Origin of the sequence: Chloracidobacterium sp. (assembly GCA_016720705.1) — a bacterium.
Taxonomy (GTDB): Bacteria; Acidobacteriota; Blastocatellia; order Pyrinomonadales; family Pyrinomonadaceae; genus OLB17.
Genome location: JADKKB010000007.1, coordinates 1798261 through 1812128, shown reverse-complemented (window position 1 = coordinate 1812128; position 13868 = coordinate 1798261). Strand labels below are relative to the sequence as shown.

Sequence of the window (13868 nt, the reverse complement as noted above, 5' to 3'; positions counted from 1 at the left end):
AACACACGATAAAATACGTAAGTGTTCCCGGCCATTTTCTTTGCCAAAGTCGTGAACAGTCAAATAAATCTACCTCGCGATAGATTGTAAACGCCGGTCAAGAACGGATTTGACGTCCGCTCGCGGCCGACCATAGTTTCCGCACCGTGGCCCGAATGGACAATGGTTTCATCAACGAGCGACATTATCTGAGTGTTTATAGACTCGATCAATTGGTCATAGTCGCCGCCCGGCAGGTCGGTCCTGCCGATCGAGCCCTCAAACAGACAATCGCCGACGAAAACCTGTCTGTTAGCCAATTCGGCAAATATGACGTGACCGCGCGTGTGCCCCGGACAGTGCCGCACGGAAAATAATAATTTCCCGACCTCGTATATCTCGCCGTGCTGCCAATTGCGACTGAGCGTCGGCGGCCGTTCATAAGCAAACCCCAGTGCCGCGAGTTGAGCCTGCGGGATACCCAATAACAATGCCTGCTGCTGCAGGCCGTAATATAGGTCTTCGTCGTCCTTGTGGAGAATGATCTCGGCCTCCGGAAACGCGTCGGCCAGATAGGTCGTACCGCCAACGTGATCAAGATGGCCGTGCGTCAGCGTTATCGCCTGTAGGTCCAGATCATTATTGCGAATAAACTCGACCAGTTCGTCAGAACCCTCGCCCGGGTCGATGCATATTGCCTTACGGGTACTCTCGCAGGCAACTACGCGGGTGTTTTGTTGAAATGGCGTAAGCGGAAATTTAGTTATCAGCATCGGTAAGTTCACTCAGATATTTTTCGATATCAAACCGGTCATCGCGTCGCTCGTTGAGCACGAACCGGATAGCGTTGCGGTAGGTGTCGGCGTCGGGCATTCCCGTAAAACAGGGAGTCTCGATCTCGGTCAGATTCAGGTAGCTGATCAGACAGCTAAGCAGCATCCAGAGCAAGATCTCTTCGTCAGAGCCGAGCGGATTGTGCCGGACGATGCTCTCACGGTCGCTGCTAATGCCTTGGCATATACGGGCAAATTCGGCCTCGCTTATCGTGGTCATAACATCTCTTCGTACATAATATAATGCGAGGCTTCCATCCCGACCGCTTCGTAGACCTTCTGCGCGTGAGCATTGTCGTGCTCGACATAGAGCCTGATCCCGTAAACGCCTTTTTCGCGTGCTGCCGTCTTAACAAAATCGTACAGTTGGCTGTACACACGCCGCCCGCGTGCCTCCGGGCGAATGTACACGCTCTGTATCCACCACATCCAAGCGTTGCGCCAGTCGCTCCACTCGTATGTGATCATAAGGCCGCCGATCACGTTGCCCTCATCCTCTGCGACAACGTAAAAGCCCTTTTCAGTCTCGTCAAATACCGATTCAACGGCCGGGCCGACGACATTTGGGTCGAGGTGTTTGCCCTCGGTCTCAAACGCCATAGCCTGATTAAATTCGACAAAAAAATGAGCGTCATCCGCGCTTGCCTGTCTGATATTCATACTTCGATTCCTTGACGAAAGCCCCTCCGCCAACTAGTCTAAAATGTTTTGTCTAAGGGCAAATAGTGATTATATGAAACTTCGGATACTTTATCACGGCAATTGCTTCGACGGCGTCTCATCGGCCGCGATCTTTACTAAGTTTTACAAGGCAAAGTTTCACCCCGAGGCCCTCGTTGCATATACGCCGACGATGCACCGGGCCGGAAACGCCTTTGACCGGGACCAGTTTGACGGCGATGAGAATGCGATCGTGGATTTCAAATATTGCCCGGATGAGCGACTAACGTGGTGGTTTGACCATCATCAGTCGGCCTTTCTGACAAAGCCGGACGAAGAGCATTTTTTGGCAGACACCTCGGGCAGGAAATTTCTGGATACCACAAGTAAATCTTGTGCCGAATTTATCGCCCGCATCGCTAAAGAGCAGTTTGGATTTGAGGATGAGTCCTTGGCGGAGTTGATCCATTGGGCTCACATTATCGACGGTGCTCTGTACGAATCGCCTGCTCAGTGCGTCGAACTTCGCTCGTCCGCTCTAAAATTAATGCAGGTGATCGAGGGCGAAAAGGACCCTGCGTTCGTCGAGGAGATCATCCGAATGCTGACCGAACACTCACTCGACGAGATCGTTGCGAGCGGCGTCATTCAGGCAAAACTCACGCCGATACTCGAGCAGCATTGGGCCACCGTGGAATTGATCAAAGGCCGTGCGGTTGCGGAACGCGGCGTCGTGCATTTTGACCTGACGGGTACCGGTGTTGAGGGGTATAACAAGTTCATACCGTACTACTTTCACCCTGAGGTGACGTATGTCGTATCTTTGAGCCAAAGCTCATTTCGCACAAAGATCTCGGTCGGGTCAAATCCGTGGGCGCCGAGGCCGCGGACGCACAATATTGCCGAGATCTGCGAACGCTACGGCGGCGGCGGCCACGCCGTAGTCGGAGCGGTCAGTCTCAAGCCCGATGATCTGGAACTCGGCAAGAAATATATGGCCGAGATCATCGACGAACTGCAATTTGCCGAATAACAAACCTTTCTCAATTCAAAAAAATAGGCTGCCGTTGGAGTCTATCTCCCGGCAGCCTATTAGTTTGATATCGTGCGGATATCCGTTAGTTCTTGGTAAAAACTCTGGTCGTCGAGTCCGTACCGCGGGGCGTAGTGCGGTCGGTGGTGATGGTTAACGTCTTGCCGTCCGTGCTCATCTCCCAACTCTCCTTTGTCGTTACGGTGATCTCGCCCATCTGACCGCTAAAAGTGCTGACCGACGTGAGATGCAGTTTGCCGCCCTCCGATTTGGCCGAGAGAGTAACGGGCATTTTGCCCATTCGGCCTTCGACCTCAGCCTTGGTCTCTTTGCCGTCGAGGGTGTAGGTCATCGCGGCATCGCCGCCACCGCCCATACCGCCGCCGGAACGCCCGCCCATCGAGCCCTCAGGCGGAGGATTGCGTTTGGTGACCGGCGTGACCGTAATGTCCTTAGCCGTCTGGACCACGGTCAGTGTCTGCTCGGCGATCATATTGCGATCGCCAAGTTTTGATTTGCTCACATCGAGCTTCCACGTACCGGAGTGATCCGCGATCTGCGCCGATGCCGTTACCGCGAAAACAAACAACGAAAAGATAGCTGCCAAAAACAAGTTCTTTTTCATAAATTGCTCCTAAGATCAAAAGCTAAAATTTTAATACCTCTAGCTAAGACGCAATACTAGCGCAAATTGTTTTGGCAAAAACGTAAAGAATTGTAAGCGATACTACGCCTCAACGGCCGCGTCACGGTCACGGTTTAGATGACTGTTTTTATAACCGTACATAAAGTAGATGACCATACCGACGAGCAGCCATACGCCAAATCTGATCCAGTTGGTCACGCCAAGCTCCGTCATCAGATAGAGGCACGAAAGTAGGCCGAGGATCGGGATCAGCGACAGCTTTTTGGTCAGGCTGAAAAATACGAGAATGACCGAGATCACGACGAAAAAGATCATCGGTATCTTGTGCGAAAACGCCCCCAGCATTGTCTCGCCCTCAGCCGGAGTGATCGTGATCAGGTCGCTGTAAAACGTCGGACTGAAGTAATTAATGACAAATCCGACGATTATCAATATCAAAGGCAGCAGAATTTGCGAATTTATGTACGGCACGTAGCGCGTGCCGCTCTCCTTAAACTCCTTGTCCTTAAATAGCACTCCCGCGCAGACGACCACAAACGCGAACAGCGTCCCGATACTGGCGAGGTCCGTCACCTCCGTCAGATTCATAAACAGTGCCGGGATCGCGACGACGATGCCGGTGATGATGGTCGCAAACCAAGGAGTGTTGAATTTTGGATGGATGGACGAAAATACTTTCGGCAAAAGGCCGTCACGGCTCATCGCCATCCACAAACGCGGTTGGCCGATCTGGAAAACCAGAAAAACCGTCGCAAGAGCAATGACCGCACTAACCGCGATAATGCCGGCAACCCACGGTAAATTGGCACCTTCGGGGCCAAAGACGAAAGCAAGCGGATCACCGACATCGAGCTTGGTGTAGCTGACCATACCGGTCAGGACTAGGGCGATCGCTATGTAGAGTATCGTACATATCACGAGCGATAGGATCATCGCGATCGGTAGGTCGCGACTCGGATTCTTACATTCTTCGGCGGTAGTTGAGAGTGCGTCAAAGCCGATGTAAGCAAAGAATACTGCCGACACGCCCTTTAGAACGCCGGAGATGCCGTTCGGGGCAAACGGAGACCAGTTTGCCGGATGAACGTAATTGAGGCCGAGAAAAATGACGAGCAAGATGATTCCGATCTTGAGCACCGTCATTATATTCGCCGCAAATTTTGATTCGCGGATGCCGATAAATACGAGCGTGGTAATAATGAGCGTGATCAAAAGTGCCGGCAGGTCGCAGACGACCGGGATCGACCCGATGTGCGGTGCATTGAGCCACGCTGAGTAGCTGTCGAGTTGGCCGCAGTTGACCGTAGCATCAGCAGCCTCACAGCCCTTGGTCAGGGCGTCAACCTTTGCTCCGCCCGCGATCGCATCGGTTACGGCGGCGTAACCACGCTTGGCGGTCAGGAAATCCATAGTGAAATGCAACGGTATATCGATACCGTAGCCTTTCAACAATCCTGTAAAATAGTCGCTCCACGATATCGCAACGGCGATGTTGCCGATAGCGTATTCCACGATCAGATCCCAACCGATGATCCACGCGATAAACTCGCCCATCGACGCATAAGCGTAAGTATATGCCGAGCCGGCGACCGGAATTCGCGATGCAAATTCGGCGTAGCACAGTGCGGAAAAGGCACACGCGACGGCCGTAAAGACAAACAGCAGAGCCACCGCCGGGCCGCCGTTATACGATGCCTTCCCGACCATCGCAAAAATACCGGCACCGATGATCGCGGCGATGCCCATCAGCGTCAGGTCAAATACACCCAATGTACGCCTCAGCGTTCCCGGTGCCGCTACGTCGCCGGCGTGCTCCAACAACCCCGAGGCCGCATCGGTCTGGATCTGCGAAATAGATTTCGTCCTAAAGAGATTCATAATATCGCTCGTAAAGTCTTGATCGGATTTGATTATGTGCCGGATTGGCTAGTTTCAGCGAATTTTGCCCCAAAACGCTCTAAGATGCAAGTAATTGACTGATATTAAGCGTTTCGGCCAAAATAAATAAATGTTGACGATGGTAATATTGTGCAACCTCACCAGACGTGAGTAATTTCTATCAAATCGAAGACTATGGATTGGAAAATATTTGGAACTGCATTTTTGACACTGTTTTTGGCGGAGCTTGGTGATAAGACACAGTTGGCGGTGATCACGATGACGGCGAGTACTGAGTCAAAGATCTCAGTGTTTCTGGGTGCATCGCTCGCGTTGATCGTGGTGACGCTGCTGGGCGTTTTGCTGGGCGGTGTCCTTAGTCAGTACGTACCGACCGAGTGGCTACAGCGGATCGTCGCAGTGGCGTTTATCATCATCGGCGTCCTGATGCTGCTCGGCAAACTTTAAGACGAAAAAAGGCGGCCGTGGAAAACGGCCGCCGGGTTTAAGGATAGTTAACGCAGCAGTCGCGGCGTTTATTCCATCGACATCCAATCGACATCGACTGCGTCGTCACCGAGTGAGAGCAGGCGAACCGGCACGTCGAAGGTGTAACGTTTTGCAGAGATCGACAAAACTACAGACTGTCCTCCCGGAATGCCCACAAAGCGGTAATAACCGAAGGTTCCGGTGCGGGCAGTGTGGACGGTGCCATCTTCTTCGGTCAGCGTCATAATGACGTTTCTAATTCCATTGCCGTCGGAAGTTACGACACGTCCGTCAACCGAAAGGTCCGCCGCCGTTGGTGCGATCGTTGCAAAACCAAAGTCCAACGTATGGTCATTTGCACCGGCCCCGCCGGTCGTATAGTTTATGACCGGAAAGATCCCGGCCGTTGGCGACCCTGCGGGGTTGACCGTATTAACTCCGTCGGAATCTGAGCTGTCATCATCGCCGAGCTGTGAAGTCTGATCCGTGTAGGTCAGGAAAAGTCCCGAAAGAGCCCCTCCGGCTTGGAAGTCCGCGAGTCGGTCAAGCCTAACCTGATACGCCGTGTTTCGTTTAATGTTTGGAAAGTAATATTCACCGTTGGCGTCGGTCACAATGGTGTTGGGTGCCATAACTACCTGCACCTGAATGTTGTCGGCAAAGAACAATCGGTTATTTCCATTAGCTGCGGCGTTCATAAACCTGATCGCAGTAGCCGTGACAGGAAGTACGATCGATCCTGATGCCTGATACGCCGCATCTGTTCCGGACCCGTAAGTCACAAGTGTAGTCCAGGTCGTCCCGTCAATAGTGTACTCGACCGTGGCTCCCTGACTATTCCCTCGGCGGTAGTTGTAACTTAGCGTCGCCGAGTATGCTCCGGAGAGATTTATAGGACGCAGGGCTCCGTTGCTAGCGCGGTTGAGGCGAAGTCTGTTGCTACTCAGATCTGTTGTAACGGTAACATCACCCGTCGTGACAACGTCGTCATCGCCGACCTCGATCCACGGCGTAGTGCTCCAATCGGTCGAGCCGGTCGAGCCGTTATAGGCAATGGCGGCGAAGGTGTCTGCGTAAGGCGTCGAGGTAAAGTTGGCCAATGTGCCGCTTTCATATAGGCGGACCGTGACACCTGCGATGCCATTTTCGCCGGGGTCCTGGACTCCGTTGTTGTTGGTATCGCGAAATACTCGATTACCTATCTCGATCGGTGCTGCCGAGCACATAGCCGCCATCGAACCGAGCCCGTTGGCCTTACCAAAGTCAGGCTGCCCAACGCCGCCTAGTCCGTTGTAGATGCGATATGCACGCTCGGCATTTCCGGTCGTATTGTTAAAAAATCGAACACCGCCGTCAAACGTCGCGCCGGCGTCGATCGTACGGCTGATCGGATCAAGCAAGGTCGTGATCACGTGTTGGCGACCGGGGACATAAATTAACGAACCCCACGAGACCTCATCGTGATAGTTACCACCGTTCGGGGTCAGACAGAAATCGTCATTGTGGTAAAACTCACCGTTGCCCGGGCCCTGTCCTGTCCCCTGAGGTGCGGAACCGGTGCCGCCGCAGAGTCCGTTGCTCTCTAGAGTCCACGCACCAAATGTGCCGCAGGCTCGGAGCGTATCGCCGGCGGTACGTTTCTGGTCGGGGCCGGCGTCTAGTGCTGCGTCGCCTGTTCGGTCGCGAAGACCGAGCACCACGTTTCCGTTTTCAAACTCAAGTGCCGACAGCATCGGCTGAGGGAATGCGAAGTCGGCGGGAATGGTAGTTTCCCACGGACGCCATTCGGCTGCTTGTCCGGGATCGGCCAATCCCCGGCCGTAGTTGAGTTGGGCCGAAAAGATCGGTGTTGCCGTTACGGCAAGTGTGGTCGGATTGACCTGAAAAATGTAGGCATACAGTCCCGTCGCGTTATTTGCAGCATCGGCTGAGCAAACCGCCCCGACGTAAACGCTGCCGCGATAGTATTTGACCGCAAACGGACGCTTGTCGGCAGCCGCACAGTTGCCGGTTGGTCCGGCGGGTGTGGCAAATGTCAGCGTCGAAAAATCTACGGTACTGCCGAGATTCACTCCGGTCGTCGGATTGAGCGCATACAGCTTGCGGTCCTGCAGATTCATTACGAACAGTCGGCTACTGTCATCGGCAATATCCATACCGCCGAGGCCGCTCGTGCCGACACCGTTCCAACCAACATTATAATTGTCGGAGGCGTAATCCAGGATGTCGTGATTATTTACGGTTACGTTCGGCACCGTGAAGGTGGCCGTGACCGCACTATTCGCGGGGTTGATCAGATAGATCGCACCCATATCGTCAGCGTTATTTAGAATTCCGTCGGCACCCGGCCCAAAACCCGAGTGGCGTTTGAAATATGAAGCGGCATAGATCCGGTCAGTATTGGGATTATATGCCAGCGAATAGACAGTGCCGATCTTCGCTTGTGTTGTGGTCAGAGTATGTGCAGTCGGATTGTCATAATTGGCGACGGTTGTGTCGGTATAGGTCGTTCCGGCATTGTATGGAAAATCATAAAGTACCGGATTAGCCGCATACGTGCCATTCGATGCTCCCTGAGCATAACGTGATACGAGGAGCGTCGGGTTGTTCTGACAAAAGTCTTCGCCTCTGGCCAGAGCGAGATTGACGTTCGTGGTGTTGAGGTTGTTGACAAACTGCACAGTCGAACCGGCATTTGTCGCCGTGCCGCCAAGGACCGAATCGGTGCTGCGTGCCGAGGGCGAAAAGCCCGCCGGCAATGTCGTAAACTCCAGACGATAAGGGCCGGTGCCGGTCGCGGCGAGGCTGTAAATTCCGGTCGATGCCGTGGTTGTGGAACCGCGAGCAACGCCTGCCGAGTCGTATGCGCTGACGGTAACCGCCGCAACCCCGACGTCTATCGAGTTTACGCCGGTAGCAGTGTCGTATGTACCATTACTATTAAAATCCTGAAAAACGCGGCCCGATATGGTCGCAGCATCGGGGGCGTCAGGAGCAAGCTCGACCGACCTGGCCGTCTGCTGCGCGCTCGTACGGAATGATTGTGTAACGGCCGCGCCAAAGGCTATCGCGGTCACGATGATCGTAAATGCCGCCAGGCGGCGGTAATTGAACGGATTAGGGGTTGTCATAGTGGTGTTTGGCAATCAGAAATTGCGAATCAAAAAGGAAGGGGAATTTATCTCGGGAGGTACACTGCGGGCAAGCAAGGGTCCTATCACCGTAGAGGCTGATAAGCCCTTCCTGTAAGAATGTACCAAACGTATTTATTTTTGTCAAACAACTTTATACACTCGGAGACGTAGGTATTTGTCCGCTATTCACGGCAAATAACACGTATTTTTAGACTTGACGTCCGATATAGATAGCTAAGGTTTTAGTCGCGATGCAAACTTCTGCCTAAATTTCGCTACCTTGGGCGCGACCACTGCCGCTGTTCATTCGAATGATAAATAATTGCCGAACGATATGACGGACCGATGTCGCAGCCCTGCCGATCGAGTGGGGTGGAGTCGTGAACGGTGAAATCGACGCTCGGCAGATCGGCGTACGAATGCTGAGCGGAATCAAATCTGATCTGGACGACCTCGCCGTGGCGTTTATCGTCATCGACGTCCTGATGCTGCTTGGCAGACCTTAAAAAGTATAAGGCGGCCGTATGTATCGGCCGCCTTATTAGATCGGAGCGTTGGACGCGTGGGGCGTCCGCTATTCTGACATCCAGTCAGCGTCAGTGACGTTATCCGTCAACTGAACTAAACGTACCGGATTTCTGAAAGTGTAACGCTTCGCTACAATCGACAGGACCGCCGTCTGACCGGCCGGGACCTCCTCAAAGCGATAGTACCCAAACGAACCAGTGCGTGCCGTCATGACGGTGCCATCCTCAAGCATCAGATAGAGTACGACGTTGCGGATGCCATAACCATCGGCGGTTGTTACGCGGCCGTCAACTGATAACCCGGCCGCCGAAGGTGCAAGGTAAAAACCGACATCGAAGGTATGGTTATTCGCTCCGGGACCACCGGTGTTCAGACTGATAACCGGGAAGTTGCCGACAGGCGACCCTGCCGGATTGTTGACCGTTGAAGCATCCGAATCCGACGCGTCATCGTCGCCTAGCTGCGAACTTTGATTCGGAGTTGTCAATGTCAAGGAATTCAATGGATTACCCGGCAAGTAGTTTGTCGGATCATCCAAGCGAACTTGGTACGCGGTATTTGGTAGAACGCTGCGAGTGCACGAATTGGGCATTGTGTATGTCAGAACCAGTCTCGGTGCCGCTGCGCTAACACCATCCCATGACTCACCCTCTCGATATAACGTAGTGGTTGAACTTCCGGTGACGCGAAATGCCATCGAATTTCCGCTTGCCCAGCCTCCGCGATTGACGATCGCCTGAACGATATTTGTCAACGAAGGCGTGCTGGTATTTGTCGTTGCTGCGTTCGACCAGGCTCCCGGCGACCAACTTACGTCATTACCCGAAAGCCACGTTCGACCGCTGATGTTATTAGTCGCGGTTGTAAAGGTCGATGCATTATCGACGTTTTGACCTTGGATCGTATAGGTCGGATTGCCGGCCGATACGCTACCGCTGTCATTCGCGGTAAATTGGATGTATGCACCGGTTACAGTTGCACCTTGCGGAATAGTTAAGTTGTTAAATCTGACACCTATGCTTGAATAGGCGGTTCCGGCTCCGTTTGTCTCACCGAAAAAGTCCAAATCATTACTGTTCAATAAAACCGCCCCGCCAGTCGCTGCCTGCTCGGCGTCATCCGAGCTTGCATTTACACGCACATCAACCGATCCCGGCGTTGTGCCGCAAGCGTATGTTCCGAGATTCGTATTGTTGATGCCGCCAAAAATGTAGTTTCCGTTAGCATCGGTGACCGAGGTTCCTACTATTGCGTCGACGCTTCCGTTGGCGTCAGTATCGCCCCAGAGGTTGACAGTTACGCCAGCGATGTTCACTTCACCCGGATCTTGCACGCCGTTCGCGTTTGCATCTCGCCAAATTCGGTTGCCGATCTGTAATGGAGCCGCATCGCATAGAGCTTCGATGTCGCCCAGACCGTTAGACTTTCCGAATGTATCATCTGTGCCTGTGCTATTCGGATTCTGATACAAGGTATAGTTTCTAAATGCGGCACCCGTTGTAGTCGAAACCCATCGAAATCCGGCTGAGTGATAGATCGGCATCGGATTCATTTGCACCATAACGAGCTCATTGACACCGGGAATTGATGCCAAGCCGCCGTGAAATGTCTCAAGATGCCCGTCACTTCCAGCTCCGCCGAGCAGTGAAGAGTCATTGTAGAATTCGCTCGGAGTTCCGGCGACTTCGGGAGGCGTCAAACCAGCATTAGTTGGGGCATCGTAAATCCCAGGAATCGACTGGGCACATCCTGCGCTGCCTTCCGGAATGAGATTTCCGGCGCTGTTGCAAACTTTCAGTACATCGCCGGCGGAAATGTAGTCATATAGTGTTGTGCCGGATGTACCGTAGTTTCCGTATCCGATCTGATGACCGGTTCGATCCATTAAACCGATCGAAATAGAACCATCAGAATGGAACTCCATATCTGAAAATATAGGTGTCGCGTACGTTTTGTTGAATGCGGTAGTTATAGTCGTCGGAAAGCTATTCAGCCAAGGCCGCCATTCTGCTCGTCCGCTTGCACCTAGGCCGTTCGCACCCGCATAACCGAATGTCCTGTCGTAGCCCAATGAAATATAAGTGTTTGCAGTCGTAGAATCGAGATCAACAGTCGTGAAAGTGCCGCCGTTCAGTCTCAGCAGATATGCTCGCAAATTTGAATAATTCTGTGAGACATCGGCCGTACAAACAACGCCGACATATGGAACGCCTTGGTATACTCGAACGGCCCAAGGAGCATAGTAATCACCGGCTGCGCAGCCGGGATTTGGGATTGCGGTCGTACTGTTAAGCGTCACAGTTCCGATGTTCGTAAGATTTAGCGAAATTAATTCGCGTGCACTTAGATTTACCGCATACAGCGTATTTTCGTCCTCGGACAGCGCTATACCGCCGATTCCACGCTTTCCGACATTTGTGAAAACTGCATGATCGTAGTTTGGCTGAGTCACGGTTCCTAGATCATTTGCGGGCGTACTCCCGATTCGCGGATTGGCCCCCAAATTTAAGCCAAAAGATCCAAGATCGATAGTCTGTGCGTTGTTGATGGTAGCCTGCCCGATAGGACCTGGCGTAGTGTAATCATAGACGTATATAGTACGCATATCGTCCAAATTGCCTCGGACACCATCTTTACCAGGGCCGAACCCACTATGTCGTTTCAATACCGACGAGGCAAGCAACTTCTTGTCCTTTCGACGCCAGGCCAGTCCCCAAACAGCGCCCGTTTCATCAGAATCACCCAACGACATAAGTGAGCCCGTCGCATCGTATTGCAATGCTGCAATAGTTGCACCTGCTGCAATGTTGTCACCATTAAGGAACTGAGGAGTGGCTATGATCGGATTGTTTTGGCAGTAGTCACTATTCCTGACGATACCGAAATCGTTTCCGGTCGACGGCCCATCAGCTATGAACTTCACGCTCGAGGCGTTGTTCGAGCCGACGGAACTCGGAGAATATCCGCTCGGAAGCGTAGTAAACTCGAGTCGATACGGTCCCGTACCGGTCGTGACGATCGAGTATATTCCATTAGTGCCCGAAACTGCACTTCCTCTATTTGCCCCTAAAGAATCGTATGCAGTAACCGTAACGTTGCTTACCAACGAATCGACCGCAAGATTTGGCGAAGTTCCGGTCGTATCGCGAGTACCGTTCATGTTGTAGTCAATGTAGACAGTTCCGCTGACGGTGCCGGCCATCATGATCGAATCCTCATCTTTAGAAGACGAGAATTGTGCGTGTGACGGCGTCGAATACCAAACAACGAAAGCAGCAGACGCAATTATTGCGGATACTAAACAAGCCGCGAGGCGGCGCATATTGACCGAATTTTTAGACATATAAGGGGTTGACCTCAACAAAAAAGGATCACAAATTTTGCTTAAAAGAAGGGGAAATCAAGGAAGGTAGCGCGTTTACTCGCGACACATTAAACAATAACAAACACTGTTTGAAAGTGTCAATCTTTATTTTGCAGATATTAATGCCGTCAACTGCGTTTGAGTCGGGAAGCGAATTTCTGGCGAAACTTCGCAACCTTGGGCGCGACCACTGCGGCGCAGTACGGTTGGTTAGGGTTGTTGGCGAAGTATTCCTGGTGATAGTCTTCGGCGGGCCAAAACTTATCGAATGCGGTCACTTCGGTGACGATCGGGTTGTCATAGATGGCTTCGGCGGTGACCTCGGCGATTATCTCGGCGGCGGTTTGCCGTTGCTCATCCGATCGGTAAAAGATCGCCGACCGGTATGATGTACCGATGTCTCCGCCCTGACGATTGAGAGTAGTCGGATCGTGAACGGTGAAATAGACACGCAGGAGATCGGCATACGAAAGTTGTTCGGGATCAAACCGGACCTGGACGACCTCCGCGTGGCCGGTTGTTTCGGAACACACTTGTTGGTACGTCGGATTTTCGGTGCGGCCGCCGGAGTAACCCGAGGCGACATCCTCGACACCGATCAGGGCGTCAAAGATCGGCTCGACGCACCAAAAACATCCGGCGGCCAACGTGGCCGTTTCTAAAGCTTTGTTTTCCATATCTATATCTCTATTTCTTTGTGATTCCCAACGAACGCACCGTCACCTCAAATAAATGCTCAAATATCTCGACGTGCCGCCGAGCCTCGGCGACGGTCTCGCCCCACGCAAAAAGACCGTGGCGGCGAATATAAATGCCGTGAATATCGCCCGACTCGAGCAGAACATTCTGTAAGACGTGTGATTGAGCGATACGGTCTTGCGAATTTTCGATGATCGGCACGGTTTCGATGTGATCGTGTTTATCGACGCCCGAGAGCCCCTTTAAGACCTCATAACCCTGTAGCGTGATCGCCCCGTCGACATACATCATATCCGAAAGTATCGTGCCCCATACCGAATGTGTGTACAGGATACAGCGGGCCCGCGGCCGCAGGCGATAGATCGCTAAATGCAGCAGCGTCTCATCCGACGGGCGGCCAAATCCCTGCAAGATCTCAGCGTCGTCATCCAGCTCAAGGAAATTGGTCTCGTCAAGCGTTGCTTTTTCATTGCCGGCAGCGGTGATGCATAGTCGCAAAGGCTTGCGGGCGAGCAGGATGCTAAAATTACCGCTCGTGCCGAGAGCCCAACCGCGGCGATAAAAGTCGCGGCCGGCATCGGTCAGTTCCTGCGTCGGACTTGGGGTCGGGTTTTGTGCCGTCATC

General features: G+C 52.8%; 11 protein-coding genes and 1 pseudogene. 2 read left to right on the top strand and 10 right to left on the bottom strand.

Going from position 1 to position 13868, the window contains the following annotated elements; translation table 11 throughout:
- Nucleotides 1-59: 59 nt before the first annotated feature.
- From IPQ00_15310 to IPQ00_15300, 3 genes are read right to left on the bottom strand one after another with little or no spacing between them, the layout of a single operon-like run.
- Entirely contained in the window at nt 60-752 is a 693-nt protein-coding gene (locus IPQ00_15310; protein MBL0241930.1) for an MBL fold metallo-hydrolase, read from the bottom strand.
- A complete protein-coding gene (locus tag IPQ00_15305) occupies nt 739-1032 on the bottom strand; it encodes a hypothetical protein (protein MBL0241929.1) in 294 nt (97 codons plus the stop codon). Before IPQ00_15305 ends, IPQ00_15310 begins: the two co-directional genes overlap by 14 nt.
- Nucleotides 1029-1472, bottom strand: a complete 444-nt coding sequence (locus IPQ00_15300; protein MBL0241928.1) for a GNAT family N-acetyltransferase — start codon at nt 1470-1472, stop codon at nt 1029-1031. The genes IPQ00_15305 and IPQ00_15300 overlap by 4 nt, the downstream gene beginning before the upstream one ends.
- 73 nt (nt 1473-1545) lie before the next feature.
- On the opposite strand from IPQ00_15300, the gene IPQ00_15295 reads away from it, so the two are divergent.
- The gene (locus IPQ00_15295) at nt 1546-2505 is read left to right on the top strand and encodes a phosphoesterase (protein MBL0241927.1); all 960 of its coding nucleotides are present in this window, start codon (nt 1546-1548) and stop codon (nt 2503-2505) included.
- Nucleotides 2506-2590: 85 nt separating this feature from the next.
- Here IPQ00_15295 and IPQ00_15290 read toward each other — a convergent pair whose 3' ends face one another.
- Entirely contained in the window at nt 2591-3130 is a 540-nt protein-coding gene (locus tag IPQ00_15290; protein ID MBL0241926.1) for a hypothetical protein, read from the bottom strand.
- A gap of 102 nt (nt 3131-3232) precedes the next feature.
- A complete protein-coding gene (locus tag IPQ00_15285) occupies nt 3233-5029 on the bottom strand; it encodes an amino acid permease (protein MBL0241925.1) in 1797 nt (598 codons plus the stop codon).
- 195 nt (nt 5030-5224) lie between these two features.
- On the opposite strand from IPQ00_15285, the gene IPQ00_15280 reads away from it, so the two are divergent.
- Nucleotides 5225-5497 (top strand): TMEM165/GDT1 family protein, encoded by a 273-nt coding sequence (locus IPQ00_15280; protein ID MBL0241924.1) that lies wholly within the window; start codon nt 5225-5227, stop codon nt 5495-5497.
- A 68-nt stretch (nt 5498-5565) separates the two neighbouring features.
- Here the strand turns inward: IPQ00_15280 and IPQ00_15275 are convergent, their stop codons facing one another.
- The 5 genes and pseudogenes from IPQ00_15275 to mtnB form a co-directional block, all read right to left on the bottom strand.
- Entirely contained in the window at nt 5566-8649 is a 3084-nt protein-coding gene (locus IPQ00_15275; protein MBL0241923.1) for a hypothetical protein, read from the bottom strand.
- Nucleotides 8650-8886: 237 nt separating this feature from the next.
- Nucleotides 8887-9242, bottom strand: a pseudogene (locus IPQ00_15270) (peptide-methionine (S)-S-oxide reductase).
- A complete protein-coding gene (locus tag IPQ00_15265) occupies nt 9227-12523 on the bottom strand; it encodes a hypothetical protein (protein ID MBL0241922.1) in 3297 nt (1098 codons plus the stop codon). Before IPQ00_15265 ends, IPQ00_15270 begins: the two are co-directional and overlap by 16 nt.
- 149 nt (nt 12524-12672) lie before the next feature.
- Nucleotides 12673-13221 carry a peptide-methionine (S)-S-oxide reductase MsrA gene (msrA, locus tag IPQ00_15260; GenBank protein ID MBL0241921.1) on the bottom strand — a complete coding sequence of 183 codons (549 nt, stop codon included), beginning with the start codon at nt 13219-13221 and terminating at the stop codon, nt 12673-12675.
- A 10-nt stretch (nt 13222-13231) separates the two neighbouring features.
- Complete coding sequence (mtnB, locus tag IPQ00_15255; protein ID MBL0241920.1) at nt 13232-13867, bottom strand: methylthioribulose 1-phosphate dehydratase; 636 nt, start codon at nt 13865-13867, stop codon at nt 13232-13234.
- Between the last annotated feature and the right edge of the window lies 1 nt (nt 13868).